This is a genomic window from Paraburkholderia dilworthii, from assembly GCF_000472525.1.
Classification (GTDB): Bacteria; Pseudomonadota; Gammaproteobacteria; order Burkholderiales; family Burkholderiaceae; genus Paraburkholderia; species Paraburkholderia dilworthii.
Genome location: NZ_AWZT01000028.1, coordinates 22,318 through 43,600, shown reverse-complemented (window position 1 = coordinate 43,600; position 21,283 = coordinate 22,318). Strand labels below are relative to the sequence as shown.

19 protein-coding genes and 2 pseudogenes are annotated in these 21,283 nt (G+C 60.6%); 11 read left to right on the top strand and 10 right to left on the bottom strand.

The window, feature by feature from the left end:
- Positions 1 to 10 precede the first annotated feature (10 nt).
- The 7 genes from F759_RS0122360 (at position 11) to F759_RS0122325 (ending at position 8,291) form a co-directional block, all read left to right on the top strand.
- Positions 11 to 562 (top strand): hypothetical protein, encoded by a 552-nt coding sequence (locus tag F759_RS0122360; protein ID WP_027801827.1) that lies wholly within the window; start codon positions 11 to 13, stop codon positions 560 to 562.
- 88 nt (positions 563 to 650) lie between these two features.
- Complete coding sequence (locus F759_RS0122355) at positions 651 to 2,054, top strand: PelD GGDEF domain-containing protein (RefSeq protein WP_027801826.1); 1,404 nt, start codon at positions 651 to 653, stop codon at positions 2,052 to 2,054.
- Positions 2,055 to 2,058: 4 nt separating this feature from the next.
- On the top strand, positions 2,059 to 3,096 hold the full coding sequence (locus tag F759_RS0122350; RefSeq protein WP_244438887.1) for a tetratricopeptide repeat protein: 1,038 nt from the start codon (positions 2,059 to 2,061) through the stop codon (positions 3,094 to 3,096).
- Positions 3,093 to 4,781, top strand: a complete 1,689-nt coding sequence (pelF, locus tag F759_RS38260) for a GT4 family glycosyltransferase PelF (protein WP_051377408.1) — start codon at positions 3,093 to 3,095, stop codon at positions 4,779 to 4,781. Before F759_RS0122350 ends, pelF begins: the two co-directional genes overlap by 4 nt.
- Complete coding sequence (gene pelG, locus F759_RS0122340; protein ID WP_027801824.1) at positions 4,781 to 6,154, top strand: exopolysaccharide Pel transporter PelG; 1,374 nt, start codon at positions 4,781 to 4,783, stop codon at positions 6,152 to 6,154. The genes pelF and pelG overlap by 1 nt, the downstream gene beginning before the upstream one ends.
- 15 nt (positions 6,155 to 6,169) lie before the next feature.
- Positions 6,170 to 7,072 carry an endo alpha-1,4 polygalactosaminidase gene (locus F759_RS0122335; RefSeq protein ID WP_027801823.1) on the top strand — a complete coding sequence of 301 codons (903 nt, stop codon included), beginning with the start codon at positions 6,170 to 6,172 and terminating at the stop codon, positions 7,070 to 7,072.
- 541 nt (positions 7,073 to 7,613) lie between these two features.
- The gene (locus F759_RS0122325; protein ID WP_027801822.1) at positions 7,614 to 8,291 is read left to right on the top strand and encodes an HD domain-containing protein; all 678 of its coding nucleotides are present in this window, start codon (positions 7,614 to 7,616) and stop codon (positions 8,289 to 8,291) included.
- A gap of 285 nt (positions 8,292 to 8,576) precedes the next feature.
- On the opposite strand, the gene F759_RS0122320 is transcribed toward F759_RS0122325, so the two are convergent.
- From F759_RS0122320 to F759_RS38255, 4 genes are all read right to left on the bottom strand, one after another.
- Entirely contained in the window at positions 8,577 to 9,434 is an 858-nt protein-coding gene (locus tag F759_RS0122320) for a hypothetical protein (protein ID WP_027801821.1), read from the bottom strand.
- 684 nt (positions 9,435 to 10,118) lie between these two features.
- Positions 10,119 to 10,343: a hypothetical protein gene (locus F759_RS0122315; RefSeq protein WP_027801820.1), complete on the bottom strand. Its 225-nt coding sequence runs from the start codon at positions 10,341 to 10,343 to the stop codon at positions 10,119 to 10,121.
- Positions 10,344 to 10,634: 291 nt separating this feature from the next.
- Positions 10,635 to 10,838, bottom strand: coding sequence for a cold-shock protein (locus F759_RS0122310; protein ID WP_006047703.1), 204 nt, complete (start codon positions 10,836 to 10,838; stop codon positions 10,635 to 10,637).
- Positions 10,839 to 11,124: 286 nt separating this feature from the next.
- Positions 11,125 to 11,760, bottom strand: coding sequence for a LysE family translocator (locus tag F759_RS38255; protein ID WP_036024978.1), 636 nt, complete (start codon positions 11,758 to 11,760; stop codon positions 11,125 to 11,127).
- 145 nt (positions 11,761 to 11,905) lie between these two features.
- Between F759_RS38255 and F759_RS45040 the strand changes: the two are divergent.
- Together F759_RS45040 and F759_RS0122295 are read left to right on the top strand one after the other, a co-directional pair.
- A pseudogene (locus F759_RS45040) lies at positions 11,906 to 12,176 on the top strand (DNA-binding protein).
- A 161-nt stretch (positions 12,177 to 12,337) separates the two neighbouring features.
- Positions 12,338 to 13,594, top strand: a complete 1,257-nt coding sequence (locus F759_RS0122295; protein WP_027801819.1) for a serine hydrolase — start codon at positions 12,338 to 12,340, stop codon at positions 13,592 to 13,594.
- 139 nt (positions 13,595 to 13,733) lie between these two features.
- Here the strand turns inward: F759_RS0122295 and pcaG are convergent, their stop codons facing one another.
- Together pcaG and pcaH are read right to left on the bottom strand one after the other, a co-directional pair.
- A complete protein-coding gene (gene pcaG, locus F759_RS0122285) occupies positions 13,734 to 14,321 on the bottom strand; it encodes a protocatechuate 3,4-dioxygenase subunit alpha (RefSeq protein WP_027801818.1) in 588 nt (195 codons plus the stop codon).
- A gap of 3 nt (positions 14,322 to 14,324) precedes the next feature.
- Entirely contained in the window at positions 14,325 to 15,029 is a 705-nt protein-coding gene (gene pcaH / locus F759_RS0122280) for a protocatechuate 3,4-dioxygenase subunit beta (protein ID WP_027801817.1), read from the bottom strand.
- 104 nt (positions 15,030 to 15,133) lie between these two features.
- Between pcaH and pcaQ the strand changes: the two genes are divergently transcribed.
- Both pcaQ and F759_RS0122270 read left to right on the top strand, forming a co-directional pair.
- Complete coding sequence (gene pcaQ / locus F759_RS0122275; protein WP_027801816.1) at positions 15,134 to 16,132, top strand: pca operon transcription factor PcaQ; 999 nt, start codon at positions 15,134 to 15,136, stop codon at positions 16,130 to 16,132.
- 265 nt (positions 16,133 to 16,397) lie between these two features.
- Complete coding sequence (locus F759_RS0122270) at positions 16,398 to 17,531, top strand: 4-hydroxyphenylpyruvate dioxygenase family protein (protein WP_027801815.1); 1,134 nt, start codon at positions 16,398 to 16,400, stop codon at positions 17,529 to 17,531.
- 14 nt (positions 17,532 to 17,545) lie between these two features.
- On the opposite strand, the gene F759_RS0122265 is transcribed toward F759_RS0122270, so the two are convergent.
- From F759_RS0122265 to F759_RS0122255, 4 genes and pseudogenes are all read right to left on the bottom strand, one after another.
- Positions 17,546 to 18,178: a helix-turn-helix domain-containing protein gene (locus F759_RS0122265; RefSeq protein ID WP_027801814.1), complete on the bottom strand. Its 633-nt coding sequence runs from the start codon at positions 18,176 to 18,178 to the stop codon at positions 17,546 to 17,548.
- 398 nt (positions 18,179 to 18,576) lie between these two features.
- Positions 18,577 to 18,872, bottom strand: a pseudogene (locus F759_RS44245) (transporter); the annotation flags it as partial.
- A gap of 832 nt (positions 18,873 to 19,704) precedes the next feature.
- Positions 19,705 to 19,998 carry a DUF4148 domain-containing protein gene (locus tag F759_RS0122260; RefSeq protein ID WP_027801813.1) on the bottom strand — a complete coding sequence of 98 codons (294 nt, stop codon included), beginning with the start codon at positions 19,996 to 19,998 and terminating at the stop codon, positions 19,705 to 19,707.
- 173 nt (positions 19,999 to 20,171) lie between these two features.
- A complete protein-coding gene (locus F759_RS0122255; RefSeq protein ID WP_027801812.1) occupies positions 20,172 to 21,263 on the bottom strand; it encodes an aldose epimerase family protein in 1,092 nt (363 codons plus the stop codon).
- Positions 21,264 to 21,283 lie beyond the last annotated feature (20 nt).

The following is a 21,283-nucleotide window of genomic DNA, read 5'->3' as shown; positions in this document are numbered from 1 at the left end:
GAGTGGTTCGATGAACAACATGAAAAGATGGTCCGGCCTCGTCAAATGGTCCGCGATGGTAGCGGCGTCGGCGCTCGTGCTGGGCGCGTGCGGTTCAATCCGTCAAACCGGTTCGCCGACGCTCGGCGTAAAAGATTCGGTTGCGGTCGTGTCGATGGCGAACTTCACCGAAACGCCGGCGGCGGGCAGCAGCGCGGCTGCGATCGCGGCGAATACGCTGCGCGCGAATGGCCTGACGGACGTGCGGATCGCGCCCGTCGATGCATCGGCGAACGCGATGTTCGACACCGCGCAGCGCGAGCTGGGCGAGAAGAAACTGGCCTGGGCGCGTGAGCAGCACGTCAAATACGTGCTGACCGGCGCGGTGGAAGAATGGCGCTACAAGGTGGGCGTGGATGGAGAACCGGTGGCGGGCGTCACCTTCGAACTGATCGACGTCGCGTCGGGGCAGGTCGTGTGGAGCGCCACGGGTTCGAAGAGCGGCTGGACGCGCTCGAGTCTTGCAAGCGTTGCTTCGTCGTTGATCGGCAGCCTGTTGTCGCCGCTGCGCTCGCGCGGTTGATGCGCGCGTTGCGCCACGTCTTGCGTGACGTTTTGCGTCGCGCAAGCAGGCTGTCATTCGTATCTCGACACGTCATGAGGAGTCGGCAGTGAATACCGTCACCGCGCAATCCGCCGCCAATGCGGCGAAGCCGCGCCATTCGAATCCGCTCGGCAACCTGAGCGCGTTGCGCCGCTTCGTTGCGCCCGCGGTGGCGCGGCCGTTTTCCATCGTCGAGACGATCGCGTTTGTTGCGGTGGCCGGCGCACTGAGTTGGGCGTTGGATCGCAACGATCCGTTCCTGCTGCATGCGGGTTTTCCGTGGCTATGGCTCGCGCCGCTGATCGTTGCGCTGCGCTACGGCACGTTGCTCGGGATGCTTGCCTGCGCGATGCTGATCGGCGCATGGCAGGTGCTGATGCGCGGCAGCCCAGAGGCATGGCCGACGCTGTTCTTCACCGGCGGCCTGTTGCAGACCATCGTTGCGGGTCACTTCGGCGATACGTGGGGCAACCGGGCGCAACGGGCAAACGCGTTGAACGACTACCTCAACGACCGGCTTGTCGCGATCACGAATAGCCACTACCTGATGCGTCTTTCGCATGAGCGGCTCGAAAAAGATCTGTTGTCCAGGCCCACGACGTTGCGCGATTCGATCACTGAACTGCGCCGTCTGTCGGTCGCACATGGGCTCGATAGTGCGCCGCCGGTGCCGTCGGACGATCTGCCGGGCGCGCATGCGCTGCTCGAATTCGTCGCGCAGGCGTGTCAGATCGAAGTGGCCGCGCTGTACCCTGTGCACGACGGCAAGCTCGCGCGTGAAGCGCTCGCTCGCATCGGCGATGCGTTCGACCTCGAGCCGCGCGACGAGCTCGTTGCACGGGCGCTCGAAACGCAAGCGGTAGCGCATCTGAAAAGCGGCGAGCATCCTTTCACGAACACGGGCCTGCTTGTGTGCGCGCCGATGATCTCAGCGGACGGGCGGCTCATCGCCGTGCTCGCGATCAAGCGGATGCCGTTCCTGTCGCTGAACTTCGACAATCTGCAATTGCTGCTGGTCCTGCTCGGCTATTACGCCGACGGCGTCGAACACTCGCAGCAGGTGCGCGCGATATTGCAGACGGTGCCCGACTGCCCGTATGAATTCGCACTCGACGTGAGCCGCCTCACGCGCCTTGAGCGCACGGCGGGCATTACTTCGTCGCTCGTCGCGCTGGTGTTTCCGCACGACGACGAAGGCGATTCGTTCTTCGAGCATGTGATGCGCCGCCGCCGTGCACTCGATCTGATGTGGCCGGTCAAGGCTGCGGGGCAGTCGGTGCTGATCAACCTGATGCCCGCGACCGATGCAACCGGTGTGGACGGTTATCTCGCGCGGATCGAAGCAAGCCTGCGCGCGCAGTTCAATCTAGATCTGGAAGGTGCGCGCATCGGCGTGCATACGCTGCATCTGGGCGGCGAACCGGGCCCGGCGTTGAAGCGTCTTCTCATGCGCAGCGGCCTCGATGTCTGAAACCATGCGCCCCCAATCCATCGGCCGCGCGTTGAGCATGCTTCGCGCCGTGGCCGCTTTCGTCGGCATAGTGGTCGTCGCGCTCGTGCAATGTGTTCTTATCTGGCGCATCGCGAACCGGCCGGTGGCGTTCGACCCGCTCTTGCCCGTCGTCGCGATCAATCTGATTGGCGGTGCACTTCAGGCGCTGCTGTTTCGCATGCTGTTGCCGTTGCGCTATCGCGAGCCGCGCGGCTGGAGCTTGCTGCTGTTGTGGCTCGGATGCGCGTTCGTGCCACTATTCGCCGGGCTTGTCGTGCTCGTGAGCTGCATCTGGGCCGCCTGCTACCCGCGTTCGCACAACGGCGAGGAACTCGACGATGTGCCGGCGCCCGAATTCGTCACGCATCTGATGTCGCGTGTATCGCATGGCGGCGGCGCGCGCTTGCAGGCACGCATCGTCAATACGCAAGTGAACGCGTCGGATCGTCTGTCGGCGCTCGTCGCAATTCAAAGCATGCCGACGCGTACCACGGGCACACTGTTGCGCGAATTGCTTGCGGACCCGGTGGAAGACGTTCGCCTGATCGCTTACGGCACGCTCGATCAGGCGGAAAACGAAGTGACGCAGCGCATTTTCCAGACCGGGCAAAGTCTCGAGACGGCGAATACCGACGCGCAGCGTCAGGCGATAAATCGTCAGCTTGCCGAGCTGTACTTCGAGCTGATCTATCAGAACCTCGTGCAAGGCGCCGTCTACCGGCACACGCTCGAACAAGCCGATCGCCACGCACGCGCGGCGCTTGAGATCGACGACGGCGACGCCGCACTGTGGATGATTCGCGGGCGCCTCGCGCTCGCGAACGGCGCCGCGGACGAAGCCGCCGAGTACATGGCGCGTGCCCAGGCGCTTGGCTTTCCGCGCGAGCGTCTGGTGCCCTGGCTTGCCGAAGTGGAATTCCTGCGCGGCGATCTTGCGCGCGTATCCGAACTGCTGGCGTCGCTCGGCAATGCCGCGACGCTGCCGATGCTCAAACCTGTCGCGCGTTACTGGTCAACATGAAACCCTCACTGCTGCGCCGCGCCGCCGACGCCGATGTCTGCCTGCTGCTCGAAGGCACGTTTCCCTACGTGCGCGGCGGCGTGTCGAGCTGGGTCAACGACATGATCCGCTCGTACCCCGAGCTGCGCTTTTCCATTGTGTTCGTCGGCAGCCGCGAGGAAGACTACAAAGGCGCGGCCTATGCGCTGCCGGATAACGTGGTGCATTTCGAAGCTCACTATCTGTACGAAGCGGCGCTTGCCGATAAAGACGCGTCGCGTGAAATTCCCGGCGACGCCCAGGCATTCGCGCGCTCGGCCGCATTGCACGACGCGTGGCGCAATCGCGGCAGTTCGAATCCAGCCTCGGACCCTGGCGCGCTGATGGCCGACATGGTGCAGCTGATCGGCGACAACGGGCCGCTGAACGAGGAGCAATTCCTGTCGAGCCGCGCCGCGTGGGACTTTATCGTCGACCAGTACGACCGGTATTGCACGGACCCGTCGTTTACCGATTACTTCTGGACCGTGCGCATCATGCACAAGCCGTTGTGGCAGCTTGCGCGCGTCGCGGAGCAATTGCCGCCGGCGAAGGTGTATCACACGGTGTCGACAGGCTATGCGGGTTTTCTCGGCGCGCTGCTGCATTACCGGACTGGGCGGCCGCTGCTGGTATCGGAACATGGCATCTATACGAAGGAACGCAAGATCGATTTGCTGCAAAGCCAGTGGATTCGCGACAACCGTGGGGCTTTCGAGCGCGACATCTCGAAGATCAGTTACTTCCGTGAACTGTGGGTGCGTTTCTTCGAGGCACTCGGCAAGCTCGCCTACGACGCCGCTGACGACATCGTCGCGCTATACGAGACCAATCGCCAACGGCAGATCGCCGACGGCGCGCAGGCTTCGCGCACGCGCAACATTCCGAACGGCGTGGACGTCGACGCACTCGCGCCGCTCGTTGAAAAACGCGTTGTGCGGCCGCGCAACGTAGTCGCGCTGATTGGCCGCGTGGTACCGATCAAGGATATCAAGACCTTCATTCGCGCACTCTTTATCGCGTCGCGAACCATGCCGGATATCGAAGGCTGGATCGTCGGGCCGGAGGAAGAAGACCCAGCCTACGCACTGGAATGCCGGGCGCTCGTGCAAAGTCTCGGGCTCGCGAAGAACGTGAAGTTTCTCGGCTTCCAGCGTATCGATGAAATCCTGCCGCAAGTGGACGTCATTGCGCTCACATCGATTAGCGAGGCGTTGCCGCTCGTCGTGCTGGAAGGCTACGCGGCTGGCGTGCCGTCGGTCACGACGGACGTAGGTTCGTGCCGCCAACTGATCGAAGGCTACGGTGACGAAGATCGCGCACTGGGCTCGGCGGGCAGCGTCGTGCCCATTGCAAATCCGGCGGCGTTCGCCCAGGCCGTGCTCGATCTGCTCGGCGACGAACCGCGCTGGCTCGCGGCGCAGCAGGCGGGCCTTGCGCGCGTGCGGCGTTTTTATACGAAGAAGCAGATGACCGATCAATACCGCGTGTTGTATGAACGCCTGACAGCCGCGCCCACGCGTGACGGCAGTGAGGGCGGGAAAGCGGCCGCCGCGCGTGGCGGCTGTCCGGTGCATCACGGCGCGCTCGCTGGTGCCGGGCAGGCGCCCGCAGATGCTGCCGCGCCCAACGGCAGCGCGCGGATTCCACATAAAGAGGTGCGCTGATGGCCGGTATCGGTTTCGAGCTCCGCAAGATACTCAAGCACCAGACGCTGTTCGGCGTCGCGCGCGCCTATGCGTACGCGGGGTTGATCAGTTCCGGGCCGCTCATTCTGTCGATCTTCGGTATCCTGATCATTGGTCTGTTGAGCCTGGCATTCGTGATCCCGAAGTACGCGATCGTGCAGTTCCAGGTGTCGGTGACTTACCTGGTCGCGTGCAGCCTGATCTTGACCGGACCGCTGCAACTGTCGTTTACCCGCTTCATTTCCGACCGTCTGTTCGAGAAACGCGACGACCTCGTGCTGTCGAACTACAACGGCGTCGTGCTGATTTCGACGGCGGCCTCGGGCGTGCTCGGCGTAATCGCGGTAGCGTTCGGCTTTCGCGGCGAGCCGCTGATCTACCGGCTGCTGATGGTGGCGGGCTTTGTCGTCGTCAGCAATATCTGGATCGCGGTGATCTTTCTGTCGAGCGTCAAGCAGTATCGGCAGATTCTCTATGTGTTCGCGCTCGGCTACGGTTGCACTGTCGCGTTCGCACTGATGCTCAACCGTCATGGGCTTCCGGGTCTGCTCGGCGGCTTTGTGGCCGGTCACATCGTGCTGCTCGCTGGACTGTCCGGGCTTATCTATCGCAACTACCGCAGCGAACGTTTCATTTCGTTCGAGGTGCTGCAGAAACGCTTCGCGTATCCGAGTCTCGCGCTCGTCGGGCTGCTGTTCAACCTTGGCGTGTGGATCGACAAGTTCATGTTCTGGTACGCACCGGATACGGGCGCGCGCGTGATCGGACCGCTGCACGCGTCGGTGATCTATGACATTCCCGTGTTCATTGCGTACGTGTGTGTGATGCCCGGCATGGCGACGTTCCTTGTGCGGATCGAGGCGGACTTCGTCGAGTACTATGACCGCTTCTATGACGCCGTGCGCAGCGGCGCCACGCTGCGCCATATCAACGACATGCGCGACATGATGGTCGGCAGCGTGCGGGCAGGCCTGTACGAGATCGTAAAGGTCCAGGCGGTCGTGCTGCTGCTGATTCTCGCGTTCGGACACCTCGTGCTCGAAGCGCTGGGGATTTCGACGCTGTATTTGCCGCTGCTTATCGTCGATGTCATCTCGGCCAGCCTGCAAGTGTTGCTGCTCGGGCTGCTTAATGTGTTCTTCTATCTCGACGCACGCCGTGCCGTGCTCAAACTTACGGCGGCTTTCGTCGCGCTGAACGGGCTGTTCACGGGCATCACGCTGTGGCTCGGGCCGGATTTATACGGCTATGGTTTCGCGCTCGCGCTGCTACTGGTCGTGATGGCCGCGGTGACACTGCTCGATCGCAAATTTGCGTCGCTCGAGTACGAGACATACATGCTGCGCAACTAGGCAGGAGAATTGCGGATGAGTATCGAGAGACGTCAGCGCTATGACATGTGCGCGTTTTATCGGCGCGTCGTGTGCGCGGCGCGTCTCGTGATCGTGGGCCTGCTGTCGTCGATCGCGCATGAACGCGCGTGGGCCGACGCAGGATATGCGCCGTCCATCGCGCTCTTTTACGGCGCCCAGCCGCCGGTTAGCCTGTTGCGTAACTTCGACGTCGCGGTGGTCGAACCGGACAGCGGCTTCGAGCCGCTCAGGCACAAGCACTTGCACACCGCGTGGTTCGCTTATGTGAGCGTGGGTGAGATCGAGCCGCAGCGGCCGTATTACGCTGCTATTCCGAAAGCCTGGCAACTCGGCGACAACGCCGTGTGGGGCGCGAAGGTAATCGATCAGGACGCGGCGGATTGGCCCGCGTTCTACGTCGAGCACGTGATCGCTCCCTTGTGGAAGAAGGGTTACCGCGGCTTTTTCCTCGACACGCTCGATTCCTATCAACTCGTCGCCAGGACGGACGCGGCGAGGGCGCGGCAGGAGCGTGGTCTCGTTGCTGTCGTTCGCGCGATCAAGACGCGCTTTCCGCGTGCGCGGCTGATTTTCAATCGCGGGTTCGAGATATTGCCGCAGGTTCATTCGCTGGTGTATGCGGTTGCGTTCGAATCGCTGTACCGCGGCTGGGACCAGGCGGGGCAGCGCTACACCGAGATCGCGCCGGCCGATCGCGAGTGGCTGTTGGGACAGGCGAAAACGATTCGCGAACAATATCGGCTGCCCGTACTGGCAATCGATTACTGTGCGCCCGCCGATGGCGCATGCGCGGCAGAAACCGTCAATAAGATCAGTGCCGCGGGCATCGTTCCATATGTCACGGACGGCGGCCTGCAGACGGTCGGCGTCGGGCCGACCCGCACTCCGAAGCAGTAGTCGTGATGCAAGCGCGCGAGATCCGGCGCCCGTTGATGCTGCGTACTCACATTCCCGCTTTCTCCACGAGTTGCAACGCCGGCGCGAGCTTCAGGCAGAGTTCTGGCCGCTATAGCGCGTAGGCCACATTCTTTTTTCGCGATCTGCATCTGCTCGGTGGCAGGCGCGAATCCTCGCGTGCGTCGCCGCGCTCCATCGCCTGAAACATCATCCCATACTGCCTCCTTCGAAATGAACGTGACCGTTCGGTTGCGTCCCGTTTGCAACGGCAGCGCCGTTGATACCGGAGTTGGCAGAAAACGTCGTTTTGTTGGCCGTGTTCCAGGCATCAATCGAATTGAAAGTCGGCTGCCGCACTCCGATACTTTGGTTGCGGGCTTTCCTTTGGCGAAGTGCCCGAGGACAGACACCAGGCGCGAGCAGCGCGGTGAAAAACTGGCAGTCCGAACTTCGGAACCGGGAGGTTCCGGTTCTCAACGTAGCCTTCTCAAGCCGCTCGTAACAGGCGTGGTGCGACCAGGCAGATATTGGAGCAATGAACATGACGACGATCGCAGGAATCAGAATTCCGGACAGCACGATGGCGCGTGCAGCCACCGAACTCGTTCGCGACACAGAGTCGGACCTGCTTTTCCATCACTCCACTCGCGTGTTTCTTTTCGGCGCTCTCACCGGCGAGCGCAAGCAGTTGAAGTATGACCCGGAGCTTCTTTACATCGGCGCGATGTTCCACGACATGGGGCTTACCGGGCAATTCCGCGCGTCGCAGAACCGCTTTGAAGTGGATAGCGCGAACGCGGCGCGCAGCTTCCTTCAGGAGCACGGTATTGCCGAAGCAGAGATCGACCTTGTGTGGGACGCCATCGCCTTGCACACCACGCCGGGTATTCCGCCATTCAAGAAGCCGGTGGTTCAACTGGTGACGGCGGGCGTCGAGATGGACGTGCTCGGCTTCGCATATGACGAGTTCACCGAGGAACAGCGCAAGCTGGTGGTGGCGGCTCATCCTCGCGGCGAGAACTTCAAGGAGCAGATCATTAACGCCTTTAACGACGGAATGAAGCATCGGCCGGACTCGACGTTTGGCACCGTCAACGACGATGTGCTTGCGCTGAAAGACCCGGGTTTCCGCCGCAAGAACTTCTGCAGCATCATTCTCGGGAATGCGTGGAACGACTCGAACTGCGCTTGCAACGATCCGACACATCAGCACGGCTGAATTAGCCAGCGACGATCCGCGCGGACAGCGCCGCAAAGATGCGCTGCAAACGGAGATTGGGATCGGTCGATGCTGCGCTAAAGCCCCGGCGTTTCGTTGAAGTCGCGCTTCTCAACCATGCGTTTATCTTCACAGATGTCGACCTCCGATCCGCTCGCAGGCTGTCAAATGGCTGCTCGCAGGAAACGGTGAGGACTGAAGTGGGCGTGAAGCGGCCTTCAGTTCCACGAAAGCAGTCATTCGGCAGTCGGAGATTTTCCGAACTGCCGAATGACTCGCAACGGCCTACTGTTTTGTCAGTTGGCCGTAGGCGATCACCAAATTATCTGTTGCCTTGATCAGATAGATGATCGACCGTTTGTACAACGTCGTGCTGCCGCTGACAGGCAGGAACGTGATCGCCGCATTGCCCGTGTAAGTTACTCCGGAAGCGAGCGCGCAGGTACTGGTGGTGCCGCTTGCCGTCATCGTGTAGAGGTTCTTGTTCGAGCCTGGTGTGGTCAACGCGAGCGTGCCCGTGACACCGCAGCCGAGAATGTTGCCAGTGAAGTCACCCGCGTCGTCGACGGTCAGTGTGGTCCGGCTTTGCGCCCACGTCCCCGTGACACTCGACTGCGTAACCGCCAGCGCGTTTGCCGGATCATAGTTCAACGACAGGTTCATCGTCTTGCTGTCGGCGACGTAGCTGCCGGTCAACGTCTGTTTCGCGGTGAACGTCCCGCTGCCCGACGTGGCCGGGTAGCGCACGCTGCTGATGGTCTCGAAGCCGCTTGTCGATGTCCAGTTCGGCGCAGCGGTGGTTGCGGTGCCGAAGGACGTCGACGTGACGACCGTGAATAGGCCGCTCATATAGGAGACGTTGTTCGCCGGGTCCACGAGGGCCGTCATCCGTGAAGTCGACGACTCGGTCCAGATGCCTTCGAACCCGTTTCCGCTGGCGGCAGTCGAACCGGCTTGCGGGGCAGCCAGACTCGGCAGCGCCTCGCCCGCCACGACAGGCGTCGGCGAAGCCGCCGGTGCGCTGGCGCTCGTAGCCGGCGCGGCGGTCTGGACGGCCGGCGAACTGCCGCCGCCGCCCCCGCCGCACGCGGCGAGCACGATCGAACCCAGCACGGAAATTACTAAAGGTAGTCTTTCTTTCATTTCGTTATGGCGTTGACCGTGCGGATAGTTAACCCTGCAGAATGATTGCTGAACTCTCGATATTCCCGCGCAAAATCGCGCACTGAGTTAAACGGCAGTGAGAGAAAAAACTCTAGCGTTGGACGGGAGAATATCTTTCCGGTCTGTTATTGCATTTGCCGGCCTTGTATGCGTTTAGCATAAAGCGATACTCAAACAGACTCATTGTTCTAAAGAAAAGCGGCTACTGAAGCGCTCTTCAATTCATTTCGCTTGTCGTAGGAAATCGACGCGTTCGGTTCACGCGCTCATTGGGCATTGAACCGCCGTGTATGCGATTATCCACGCATGCTTCCTGCGGCTATTCAGTGCCGTAAGGTACGCAGCGTGGCGGACGTAACGGTGGCGCCGTCAGAGGTTTGCGTCGATGCGTGATGCGTTGAAGGAAACCGTGATACGCGGTATGAGGAAGCTGGAGGGCGAGTCGCTCGCCATCTGTACAGCGACAGATGTGTGGGCAACCGGTCAGCGTGGTGCCGATGCCGCAAATGGAGGCGAATTAGCCGTAGCTATGTTTGCGGCCGGCATACGCATGACGCCTGTACAGCGTCATGATGCATCGTGCGCGTGCGGCCTGGTTCGTCTGTACTAGAAATTCACCAGGTAAAGGAATGTCGCGCGCTGTTTTGCGCGCTTATCGTCGCGTCAACCGCGCGTATCGACCCACTCGCGCGCCCAACGTGCGGAGTGCTGCAATGCCTGTTCTTCGTCGGTGAAGTAATCGAGCGAATAGAACTGGTAGAGCCCTTCCGTGCGTGCGCTGTCGGCGCGTTCGAGCAACAGGTTGGACGAAAATGTACCGTCGGGCAAACGATGCGCCGAAGGCTTGACGGCATAGCCGTTGTAAAGGTGAATATGTTTGTTTTGCATTTTATATTTTAATAATGTACGAGTGCGCGCTTGCCTTGCGAACTTCGATTAAGTCGCGCGGACGAGCGGGGATTCAAAGCCATTGCGAGCCGAATCAGAACGCAGCCGGAAAGATAAAGGGGCGTTAAAGCCGGGGGAGAATGAGGTGCAACGAGGCGTTTGGCGCTTGAGCGAGTTGCCTGACACATGCAACTCAAAAGCGATCGCGCGCCAACTGTGGGAGACGAAGCTCCGCGAGGATGTCGCTGCAGCCCGATGTCCGTTGCCGGACACCGAGCCCTTCAAACTTGCTTACAGCGGCGTGATGTTAGCCGCTTGCAGACCCTTGGGGCCTTGCTTCGTTTCGAAGCTCACCTTCTGATTTTCAGCGAGCGTCTTGAAGCCATTGCCGCTGATCTCGGAGAAGTGCGCGAACAGGTCGTCGCCGCCCTTGTCCGGGGTGATGAAGCCAAAGCCCTTGCTGTCGTTGAACCACTTAACGGTACCGGTATCCATGAAGAATCCTTGAGGAAAGAAATAGAAAATGTGCTCTGTGAGAGAGCGTTAGAAGCGTCAAGGAGGGAGAGGACAACGAATACCGCTGAGAGAGCGAGACATTGATGAACAGCAATCGAACTTCTTGAACTTCGGGTGCCACAGTAACCGCTGTGGCATACCAGCGTCAACAGTTAACTTGTAACTGTTCTGCCGGGCGCTTCCGTTCAGCGGGGCTAAGGCTTCGCAATGCGGCCCTGTTAGCGGCTTGCCGCCTCGACTGCGGCAAGCCGCTGACGTGAAGTGGTCAAATGCCCACCTTGTGTGCGGTCACGATCAGACGCAAGCCAAGCGCGGCCACTGCGCTTGCGGCGACGCGATCGATCCAGGCCTTCCATCGCAGATAGATTTCGCGTGGACGTCTGCTCGAAAAGCACAGCGCGACGACCGTATACCAGCCCGCTTCGATTGCGAAGATCGCGGGCGGCAATGCGAAGTAGCACCACAGCGGCGGATGTTGCGGTAAAAGCGCCGCGAAGATACTGCCGTAGTAGACCGCTGTCTTGGGATTGCTCAGTTGGGTGCTGAGGCCAACCCAGAAAGATCTACGCGGGTTCGTGGAGACGGTTTGCGTGGTGTCGAATGCAAGGGGCCTGGCGGCGCCGCGCCAGATCTTCGAGGCCAGATAGATCAGATAAAGCCCGCCGGCCACTTTCAGTCCGATGTAGAGCCATTCCACGGTGGCGAGCAGCGTGTATAAACCGAGCAGCGCAATGCCACTAAAGAACACACCGCCGATACCCATGCCGAGCGCCGTCGCAAGGCCGTCGCCGCGCGACAGACCGATCGCATTGCGCGCGACGATGACAAAACTCGGTCCCGGACTCATTGCGCCTAATAACAGCGCGGCGAGAATGGTGAGGATGGCGGTAGATGCTGGCATGGTTGTGTCTCCGGACCGCTGCTCAAATAGGCAATCTGGTCCAAACATAGCACGAGAGCGCTGGGTGTGGTTCTGCATTATTGGATTGTGAGCGAAGCCCTTCCGGTTTTACTGCGTCCATTATTAGCCGCGACACCGGTAGGTTATGAAAGAGCGAGAAGAACAAACCATTGTTCGACCTCGATGGAAATGCGCGTGAGCGCTTGATCGTGTAAATACGCCGACGCATGGACGAATACGGCATTACGATCGAAGCGTTCGCCCACGCAATGGAAGCAGATGCCGCCGCGACGCGAGCGGTTGTCTGTCGCGACGCTTACGGTAATACATCGGACGGGCGTGGCGATAAGCCGGACTGGTCAGCGCGCGCGATTTACGCAGGACAGGGCATCGACCATTTCCGCTGCTGGGCATGAACGAAGCAATTGCACCGTGCATGCGGTTGCGAACCAGCCGGTATGTACCTTTGCCGTTGATCGTGTGGGCGATCTCCCTTAATATCCACGGGTCGTTGCCGACGAGGCGCCCACTCCATTCTCCGCATAACGGGCGCGCGCGGCACAGAACTGGAAGCTGCATGCCGTACCGCCAACGAACTCCCTCATCACCACTTCCCGCTTTTCGGTTTCTTGCGTGGCTCCGTTATATCGCGGTGTTTGGCCTGTTGTGGCTGAACATCGGCTGGACGTTCGGCGCGACTCACGAGCCTCCCAGGCACTCGTCGCTTCGCGCGGTACGTCACGTGTCGCTGCCCGCGCGGCATGCGTCGAAAGCGAAAGCGCGAACCGCGGACAAAGCGAAAAAAGTCACGACGGGCCAGACCCCGCGGCGCATCGCACACAAGCGCAAGCATGTCGCCGACGACGAGCATTCACTGCACGCAAGCAAGCTCGCGCCCAAATCGCGCCGTCATGGCGTACGCGTTGCACGCGAGCCGCGTGCCTCGGGGCGTCCGCCGGGAATGACGACGCATCGCAGCCGGCAACCCACGCCGACGTCTCGCATGGCCGGAAATACGGCACGTACGGCACATGCCAGGCATGCGGGCCTTCGTCTTTTGCCTCGTTGCGGATATACGCCCAGATCTCGCGCATTGCTTCGCGCCCGCTCGGTGTTCGTTGTTGATGAACGAACGCAAACCGTGCTCACCGAAAAGCAGGCCGATCGCGTGATGCCAATTGCTTCGATATCCAAACTAATGACGGCCGTCGTGGCGCTCGATGCAAGACACGCATTGAACGCGCCGCTCAACGTCACCGTTCAGGACCAGGATTTCGACAAATTTACCGGCTCGCGGCTCTCTGTCGGTTCCGTTCTATCGCGCCATGACATGCTGCATATCGCGCTGATGTCGTCGGAGAATCGCGCTGCCGCCGCGTTGAGCCGCGACTACGCCGGCGGCCGGCCGCGCTTTGTCGCTGCGATGAATGCGAAGGCGCGCGCGCTCGGGATGCGGCATACGTCGTTCGTGAATGGCACGGGCTTGTCCCCACATAACGTGTCGACGGCGCGCGACCTGGCTCGCCTCGTGGCGGCGGCTAGCCGCTATCCGCTGATCCGCGCTTATTCCACCGACCGCGATCAGATGGTGTTTCCGGGCGGCCCACGGGCGCGCCTGAGTTATCACAACTCGAATGCGCTCGTGAGGAGCGGCGACCGGTCGATCGTGTTGCAGAAAACGGGCTTCATCAATGAAGCCGGGCACTGCGTCGTCGTGCGAATGATCGTGCATGGCAGGCCCATCGACATTGTCGTGCTGGGCGCACCAGGGCCGCGCGATCACATTGCCGATGTGATCAGAATCCGTCGCTGGCTGCGTTGCTCGTTGAGATGAGCGATGCCGGCACTTTTCAGCAAGCGCAAAAAAAAGCCCGCGCAAGGCGGGCTCAACTACTCGGAGTTTCGCGATCCAGTCGCTAAACGGATCGCTTTGAGTGTAGGTGAAAGCTTTGTGAAAGTGTAGAGAATCTGCGTTACAGGTCGAAAAAAACCGTTTCCTTGTCGCCCTGCATGTAGATGTCGAAGCGATATACGTTGGCCGTGTTCGGATCGCGGCGTGCAATCAGCGTGTCGCGTCGATCGGTCGGAACTGCCGCCAATACCGGATCGCGCTCGTTGGCTTGCGCTTCGTCCTCGAAATAGATGCGCGTGAATGTGTGCAGCAGCATGCCGCGCATCGTCACGATTACGTTTAGATGCGGCGCCTCGTCGGGGCTCACGCGGCCGGGTTTTACGGTCTCCACGATAAAGCGCTTGTGTGGGTCCGTTCCCGTGCCTACGCGCGCAAAGCCGCGAAAACCGGTCTTGAGTATTTCCTCGCGCGATTCCGGATAGTGGCCGTCAGCGTCGACCTGCGACACTTCGAGCATCGCGTCGCCGATTACATTGCCGTCGCCGTCGAACACCTGGCCCACGATGGTTATGTGCTCGCCGGCTGCTTCTCGGTCCGCGAGGACCGGTGTGAACAGGCTCTTGAAGTCGAAGTCGTATTGCTGGGGGCACAGGCCGTACGCGAAGTACGGTCCTACCGTCTGCGAGGGCGTTTGCTTGAGAGTGGTCATGGCTTAGCGCTCCATCGGAGTTTCATTGCGGCCGCGCAGCACGATGTCGAAGTCGTAGCCGAGCGCGTAGGACTCTTGCGTGGTGTCGAGCGAGAAGCTCGCGATCAGGCGGTCACGTGCATGCTCCGGCGTGCCTTGGAAAATCGGATCGAACGCCAGCAGCGGGTCACCGGGAAAATACATTTGCGTGACGAGACGCGAACCGAAATGTTCGCCGAACAGCGAGAAGTGAATGTGATTCGGACGCCATGCGTTCGGATGATTGCCCCACGGATATGCGCCCGGCTTGACTGTCAGGAAACGATAGCGGCCTTCGTTGTCCGTGACGCAGCGGCCTGCGCCGAGGAAGTTCGGATCGAGCGGTGCGTCGTGCTGATCCACCTTATGTACGTAGCGGCCAGCCGCATTCGCCTGCCAGATTTCCACGAGCGTATTGCGCACCGGGCGGCCGCCTTCGTCGAGCACGCGGCCCGTCACGATGATGCGTTCGCCAAGCGGCTCGCCGTTGCGAACCGCGTTGCGCGTGAGGTCGTTGTCGAGCGCGCCCAGGTCTTCTGTGCCGTAGACGGGCACGCGCTGATCGCGCAGCTTTTCCTTCAGCGGAATCAGCGGACGGGTCGGGCCGCGTTTAACCGACGAGCCGTAGCCGGGGTAGATGTATTCGGGATGCGACGCGAAATCGCGCGCGCTGAGAAAGGAATCGTCCATCAGTGTCTCCTTCAGGATTTGTGGGATAGCTTGTCAGGTGACTTTATCCAAACTTAACGGTTATGAAAAATGACGTTTTAGCCATTTTCGTATAACCTGCCGTTATGCAACGCAGCCTCGCGGATAGCCGCGTCAAATTCCGTCATCTACAGTGCTTTCTGGCCGTGGCCCAGTTTGGGAGCGTCCAGCGGGCCGCGGACAGCCTATCGATCACGCAACCCGCGGTGTCGAAGACGGTCGCCGAACTCGAAACCATTCTGGGCGTAAAACTCTTTGAGCGCGGCCGCCACGGAGCGGTGCCGACTCGCGAGGGGCAACTCTTCATGCCCCACGCCAGCGCCTGCGTCAGCGCGTTGCGGCAGGGCGTCGATCTGCTCTCGCGCGCGGATGGCGCGGCGGCTGCCACGCTGGAAGTGGGGATTCTGCCGACCGTTGCCAGCGCGTTGATACCGCCCGTTCTCAAGCGTTTTGCGTCGCTCTGGCCGCGCGTGATCGTGCGCCTCGCGACCGGCGCAAATCCCGAATTGCTCGAGCGTCTGAAAGCGGGCACGATCGAATTTGCCGTCGGACGTCTCGCGGATCCTGAGCGAATGGTGGGGCTCAGCTTCGAACAGTTGTTCAGCGAACCGCTGGTCGCTGTCGTGCGAGCAGGGCATCCGCTGGATGCCGCGCCGGGTTTGCCGTCCGCTGCATTGCAGGACTTTCCGGTCGTGCTGCCGCCCTTCGGCACGCTCATCCGGCAGTCGGCGGAAAGTTTGTTGAGCGCATGGGGCGTGCCACCGCTGTCGGCATTCGTCGAAGTGTTGTCGGTGTCCACTGGCCGGGCGCTGACGCTCGAGAACGACGCCGTGTGGTTCGTCCCGTTGAGCGCCGTGCAATACGAACTGGCGCACGGCATGCTTGTGCGTTTGCCGCTGCCGTTCGCGGGCACCGGCGAGCCGGTTGGCTTGATTCGGCGCTCGGACACGCAGCCGTCGCCGGTGGGAAGAGCTTTTATCGACGCCGTGCGTGAAGTTGCGCGGTTGCGGATGGCGGCAAGCGCGAGCAAGCCGGCGAGCAAGGCTGCACCGAAGCGTGTTCGCCGCCCGACGCGGACGACTTGACGGAAGAGCGTACCTGGACGGTCGCGACGCGGCCATTCAGGTGCACACGCACGTGCGCCGGTTGCGGCTCTGGTGAACCATTCAGTACAAAATGAAGTTGCGAATGTTACGCGAGCCGGTGTACAAACACGGTGCAAAAGCCGCCACATACCTTGCGATGCTGCGGCACACCGCGCCGGCAGCGTCACACTGCGAGTTGAAGACGGTCTTCACTGATATCAGCACCACTGGAAACAGCGTCGAAAGACAGTACAAGGAGATTGCCATGCCCAGCGACTTGCCCACTCCAGACGCCGCGCTTCGCGCCGTGTCGGCGCCTGAGCACAATCCGCTCGGCACTGCCGGCCTGGAATTCGTGGAGTTCGCGTCGCGCGATCCAAGGGCGCTCGGTGAGACATTCACCAAGCTCGGCTTCAAGGCAATTGCGCGCCACATCAGCAAAGATGTCACGCTGTTCCGGCAGGGCGAAATGAATTTCCTCATCAACGCGGAACCCGATTCGTTTGCCGCGCGCTACGCCGAAGAGTACGGCGCGGGTATCTGCGCAATCGGCATTCGTGTGGCCGACGCGCAGCGCGCTTTCGACCGCGCGATTGAATTGGGCGCGTGGGCCTTCGAAGGCGAGAGAATCGGCGCGGGAGAACTGCTGATTCCTGCGATCCAGGGCATTGGCGATTCGCATATTTACTTTGTCGACCGTTGGCGCGGACGTGGTGGCCAGCGCGGCGGGCTTGGCGACATCTCGATCTTCGACATCGACTTTCGTCCCGTCCACATCGACACTGCGCACGCCGACCTGAGCCACGCGGGCACGGGCCTCGTCGCAGTCGATCATCTGACGCAAACGGTCGGTGCGGGGCGCATGCAGGAATGGCTCGACTTTTACCGCGATTTGCTCAACTTCCGCGAAATTCACGAGCTCCACGCGAACTGGCACGTGTCGGCGGAATCGCGCGTGATGGTGTCGCCGTGCGGCGCGATCCGCATCCCTCTATATGAAGAAGGCACACGCCGGACTGATCTGATGCATGAGTATTTACCTGATCATCCGGGCGAGGGCGTGCAGCACCTCGCGCTTGCGACCGACGATATTTTCGGCTGCGTTGAGCAATTGCTCGCAAACGGCGTGGAATTCGTCGAGCCGCCTGCGCGCTACTACGAACAGTTGGACGCACGTTTGCCGGGACATGGCCTCGACGTCGAGCGGCTCAAGCGCACGCACGTTCTCGTCGATGGCGAGATCGGCACGGACGGCGTGCCGCTGCTGTTTTTTCAGACCTTCGTGCGCCGCCGTGCCGGCGAAATTTTCTTCGAGATCGTTCAGCGCCAGGGACATCATGGATTTGGCGAAGGCAATCTCAGCGCGCTCGCGCAGGCGCGCGAACAGGCGGGTGCATGACCTGATAGGCCACACTATCGCTTCGGCGATTCGTTGATGGCCGATGCTTGCGGAATGTCGGCGCTGGTCGCCATCCACAATACTTCGGCATCCTCTTCACTTGTCGAGACAGCGGCGTGGCCGGTGCGGCTGTCGAAGTAAAGACTGTCGCCGGCGTTCAGATGCGTCGGCGCATATAACTCCGAATAGAGGCACACGCTGCCGCTGATCACATACAGAAATTCCTCGCCTTCGTGACGGCCCCAGTCGTCGAACGCATCGAGGGTGTGCGCCGAGATGCGGATGCGGAACGGCAGCATTGCTTTGTGCGCGAGGTCAGTCGCGAGCAGTTCCATCTGATAGCCGCGATACGCATGACGCTGCCCTTCGCCTTTGCGCGTCAACGCGCGACGTCCACTAGCGCTGACCTTGGGCATGGAGCCGAATAACTCGCCGATTTCGATCTTCAGCCCGAGGACGATTTTTTGCAGCACGTCGAAAGTGGGAGACATCAGGCCGTTTTCGACTTTCGATAACGTTGAACGGGAGACGCCGCAGAGGCGGCTCGCAGTTTCGAGTGTCAGATTCTGCGACTGACGGGCGGCGCGAACGCGCCGGCCGAGATCGGTTGTCGACGGTTCGGTGGGCTTTGCGATGTGGGTGTCCATTAGTTTGCTGCTTTCATTACTGCTGACTGGCGGATGGGATTGGTGTTTCCGATAATAACATTTGGCGTCAGTTGAGCAGCTCGCGGGCACTGGCTGCTGCTGGGCTGCCGAGCGGCAGGCCTTCGGTGCGCCCCTTTTCTGATTGGAAACGGCGAGTGCGCGATGCGCGGCGGATTAACGCCTTCTGTTTTACGTTAGGGCGGTCGGCTAATCGTCACCAAGTTCAAGGCATGCGGTGATACAAACCGCTTTGGGGAAGGCCGATCCCGGACAACACGCAGTTCACGGAAACTGGCCGCGGCCGATGTTGCAGGCAGACCCGGCTCGGAAGATTCCAGACCGACATGCATGTTGCCGCGCGTGGCGCGTTGCTATCAAGGCTTGCCGATCAGAACTCTTCTCATTGGATACTCCGGCAACATTTGCGTATAGGCGACCTGCGTAACGAACGTCCAGTTATTCAAGCTCGCATTGGCAAGGGCGCTGGCTTGTAATGACCGGTAGGTGCCCAAAAATTGAAGCTCAAGGCAATATGTGCGGTATTGGACAAGTGATAGCCGGCAATGATCGGTGTGAAGTACAGGTCAAACAGATTCGACGTCCGGTCGCTGCTTGAAGTTGTCATTCTGCCGACGCCGAACCGAGCGGTGGTTTCCGTCCACAGATAAGGTATGGTCATCGCGGATGCGAAGTCTCATCCGCCTATACCTCCCCACGACCGACAGTACGCCCGTACGCGAAAATCGGCCGGCCCAAGCCGCCTTCTGTGGCATATGCCACGTTCAGCGAGCCGTAAACCAGCATGCTGATCGCAGCTTCGGAAGCCGCTCGCCTGACAGTACGGCACTGAGTTAGCCACATGATGATGGCTCCGCCCTGCCGACAATGTTCATTGCACCGTACAACCGCGGCCCTGTATGCAGGCGCAATACGAATGCCAATAGGTACGCGTCGCGGTTTGCTTGTTTCAAGGCATCGCTTGCGCTGTGCGGGCGCGCTGGGCGGCGCTCCTCTGAGACGTCAAGCTCATTCGGAGACGTATAAATGCTAGCAAACGCTGACTACCAGTGTGGTCGCCACGGACAAACTCGCATTTTCTGTTGCACGATCCGGCCGCCTTTCCTGACCACAAAGCCTCTGAAGTGTCCTTCAAAGCCTCACGTTGCCGTGCTGACCTTGACCTCTAACACTCGCCAGTCAGGCCGAACGGGAAACCGGTTAGCGCGAAACGCAGCATGTCAGGAAGACGGGACTGTACGGCGCCAAAAAATCGCAGAGCTACCACCCTTGGCCGCCGAATAGCCGAAACCGCTACCAGACTTTCATGAGCACACGGAGCGCTAAAGAACCGGAAAAGCAGGCACATTAAATCGATAATTCGTCTGCATGCCTAATGATAGAGTGAACGAAGTGGCCAATTATAAACGGCGTATAACACCGCGTAAACGGAAAAGGCGCAGTCCGGAAATTGCGCCTCTCATGTCACGCCGAACAACGCCGGCTACCAAATCAAGCAAGAGACGACTTTATTGTGCCGGCGCAGCAGCCCCTGCTTGCGACGACCCCAGGGCGGTGGAGCCGTACCCTGTGGTATCGCTTTGGGCGATGGCATTCTGTGCAGCGATGCGAGCCTCGGCCGCTTGGATATCGGCGGGATAATTGGCATCGACGGCAGCAGCCGGGTTATATCCCGCCTGCTGGACCTGCTTCAACTGAGCCTTGACCTCGGCGCGCGTGAGCGGCTGCTCGGACTGTGCAAACGATGCAAGCGGCGCGGCCAGAACTACGACTAGCGCTACCGCTTTGATGAGCGATTTCATGATGCTTCTCTCCGAAGATGGTGTTCTCCGATGCCGCGGCAAATCGTCGGCACCATGCGCGGATTGTAGGAAGCGGTTATTCCAGAGAAAACCCCCAATACAGTAATTCACTCTTGCAGCAATTGATAAGTCGGCGTGCTGTAATCGACAGCGTAAAGAATGAGGGCACTTCGTCAAACGCCGTGGCGCACGCCGACCTTGTACGCCGTTACCTGCCGGTAAGTGTCTCCTGCTCGAACGATGACGTCGTCATGTTCTGTCGGCATGTTCACCTGGTTCGGAAAGCCACCCGCTTCGAGACAGAGCCCAGCATGCGCCTGATAAACAACTCCGCCGCGGCCCGCGTCGCCTTTCAACCAGTTGCCGCTGTAAAACTGCAAGCCGCGCTGATCGGTCGATACAGTCAATTCCCGACCGCTGCCGGGATCGTAAAGACACGCGACGTCGCGCACATTGCCAGCGCGGTTAGCGCCATTAGCATCGCCAGCTGCATCGCGCAGCACGTAGCAATGATCGAAGCCGCCCGCTTGCACTAGCTGTCCATGCGGCCAGTCGAGGCGGGCACCGATTGGTGCGCTCTGTCGAAAGTCGAATGCATTACCCGCTACGTCGGCGAGCTTGCTTGGAATCATCGCTGCATCGACTTCGAAGAACTGATCGGCGTCAATTGACAGCATGTGCCCGCGAATATCGGTACGCGGGCGGCCGGTCAGATTGAAGTACGCATGACTCGTCAGATTCAGCGGCGTGGCAGCGTCGGTAATAGCTTCGTATTCGATGGTCAACGTGCCCTCATCGTCGAGCGTGTAGCGCACTTGCGTCGTCACGTTGCCCGGAAAGCCGGCATCGCCTTCGGGCGACTCGAGTCGCATGAGCAGCGATCCGTTGTCCTCGCTGACATCCCATATCGCACGATGAAAACCGACGCTTCCACCATGCAGCAGGTTCGCCCCCTCGTTGCGGTCGAGCGTGTACTCGATGCCATCGAGCGTAAAACGCGCATCTGCAATGCGGTTTGCCCAGCGGCCGATTAGCCCGCCCATATAAGTTGTGGCTGCAACGTATTGGGCCGGTGTGTCATGGCCGAGCAGAATATCGCCGAGACGTCCCGTGCGATCCGGCGCATGCCAGGAAACGAGCGTCGCGCCCAGGTCGCTGATTGCGATCTTCATGCCGTGTGCGTTGCGCAGCGTGAAGAGCCGTACCGGATCGCCGCCATTGAGCGTGCCCCACGGTTCCGAAGAAAGTTGTGCGATGCTGATCATGTCTGCGATAAAAAATAAAG

What these genes read in the sequence shown, in the direction of transcription:
- F759_RS0122360 (WP_027801827.1), top strand. Translation starts at nt 11, where the DNA reads ATGAACAACATGAAAAGATGGTCCGGCCTCGTCAAATGGTCCGCGATG.
- F759_RS0122350 (WP_244438887.1), top strand. Translation starts at nt 2,059, where the DNA reads ATGCGCCCCCAATCCATCGGCCGCGCGTTGAGCATGCTTCGCGCCGTG.
- pelF (WP_051377408.1), top strand. Translation starts at nt 3,093, where the DNA reads ATGAAACCCTCACTGCTGCGCCGCGCCGCCGACGCCGATGTCTGCCTG.
- pelG (WP_027801824.1), top strand. Translation starts at nt 4,781, where the DNA reads ATGGCCGGTATCGGTTTCGAGCTCCGCAAGATACTCAAGCACCAGACG.
- F759_RS0122335 (WP_027801823.1), top strand. Translation starts at nt 6,170, where the DNA reads ATGAGTATCGAGAGACGTCAGCGCTATGACATGTGCGCGTTTTATCGG.
- F759_RS0122325 (WP_027801822.1), top strand. Translation starts at nt 7,614, where the DNA reads ATGACGACGATCGCAGGAATCAGAATTCCGGACAGCACGATGGCGCGT.
- F759_RS0122320 (WP_027801821.1), bottom strand. Translation starts at nt 9,434, where the DNA reads ATGAAAGAAAGACTACCTTTAGTAATTTCCGTGCTGGGTTCGATCGTG.
- F759_RS0122315 (WP_027801820.1), bottom strand. Translation starts at nt 10,343, where the DNA reads ATGCAAAACAAACATATTCACCTTTACAACGGCTATGCCGTCAAGCCT.
- F759_RS0122310 (WP_006047703.1), bottom strand. Translation starts at nt 10,838, where the DNA reads ATGGATACCGGTACCGTTAAGTGGTTCAACGACAGCAAGGGCTTTGGC.
- F759_RS38255 (WP_036024978.1), bottom strand. Translation starts at nt 11,760, where the DNA reads ATGCCAGCATCTACCGCCATCCTCACCATTCTCGCCGCGCTGTTATTA.
- F759_RS0122295 (WP_027801819.1), top strand. Translation starts at nt 12,338, where the DNA reads ATGCCGTACCGCCAACGAACTCCCTCATCACCACTTCCCGCTTTTCGG.
- pcaG (WP_027801818.1), bottom strand. Translation starts at nt 14,321, where the DNA reads ATGACCACTCTCAAGCAAACGCCCTCGCAGACGGTAGGACCGTACTTC.
- pcaH (WP_027801817.1), bottom strand. Translation starts at nt 15,029, where the DNA reads ATGGACGATTCCTTTCTCAGCGCGCGCGATTTCGCGTCGCATCCCGAA.
- pcaQ (WP_027801816.1), top strand. Translation starts at nt 15,134, where the DNA reads ATGCAACGCAGCCTCGCGGATAGCCGCGTCAAATTCCGTCATCTACAG.
- F759_RS0122270 (WP_027801815.1), top strand. Translation starts at nt 16,398, where the DNA reads ATGCCCAGCGACTTGCCCACTCCAGACGCCGCGCTTCGCGCCGTGTCG.
- F759_RS0122265 (WP_027801814.1), bottom strand. Translation starts at nt 18,178, where the DNA reads ATGGACACCCACATCGCAAAGCCCACCGAACCGTCGACAACCGATCTC.
- F759_RS0122260 (WP_027801813.1), bottom strand. Translation starts at nt 19,998, where the DNA reads ATGAAATCGCTCATCAAAGCGGTAGCGCTAGTCGTAGTTCTGGCCGCG.
- F759_RS0122255 (WP_027801812.1), bottom strand. Translation starts at nt 21,263, where the DNA reads ATGATCAGCATCGCACAACTTTCTTCGGAACCGTGGGGCACGCTCAAT.